Source organism: Methylobacterium oryzihabitans (assembly GCF_004004555.2).
In the GTDB taxonomy this organism is placed as follows: Bacteria; Pseudomonadota; Alphaproteobacteria; order Rhizobiales; family Beijerinckiaceae; genus Methylobacterium; species Methylobacterium oryzihabitans.
Genome location: NZ_SACP01000184.1, coordinates 1 through 416, shown reverse-complemented (window position 1 = coordinate 416; position 416 = coordinate 1). Strand labels below are relative to the sequence as shown.

Sequence of the window (416 nt, the reverse complement as noted above, 5' to 3'; positions counted from 1 at the left end):
TCTCCTTACTGCCAGCTGGTAATTTCGGCGTTTTCCCCGTCACCGCCGGGCTGGCCGTCCTTGCCCATCGACAGCAGGTCGTATTCACCACCGTTTTCGCCAGGTTGCCGGTAGATGTAAGGGCGGCCCCATGGGTCCTGGGGCACGGCCTTCTGCAGGTACGGGCCGGTCCAGCGCGCTTCGCCACTGGGGGCGATTACCAGGGCCTGCAGGCCTTGCTCGCTGTTGGGGTAGTGGCCGACCTCCAGGCGATACAAATCCAGCGCCTTGCCCAGCCCTTCTATCTGCGCCCGCGCCACCTTGGCTTCGGAGCGACCGAGCTGGCTGAAGTACTTGGGCGCGACGATGCCGGCCAACAGGCCGAGCACCACCAGCACCACCAGGAGTTCGAGCAGGGTGAAGCCACGTTGCGGTTT

At 64.9% G+C, this 416-nt stretch carries 1 protein-coding gene; it reads right to left on the bottom strand.

Annotated features, from left to right (window positions below; all coding sequences use genetic code 11):
* Positions 1-5: 5 nt before the first annotated feature.
* On the bottom strand, positions 6-416 hold a 411-nt coding region (gene gspG, locus EOE48_RS28975; RefSeq protein ID WP_127734251.1), incomplete at its 5' end, for a type II secretion system major pseudopilin GspG.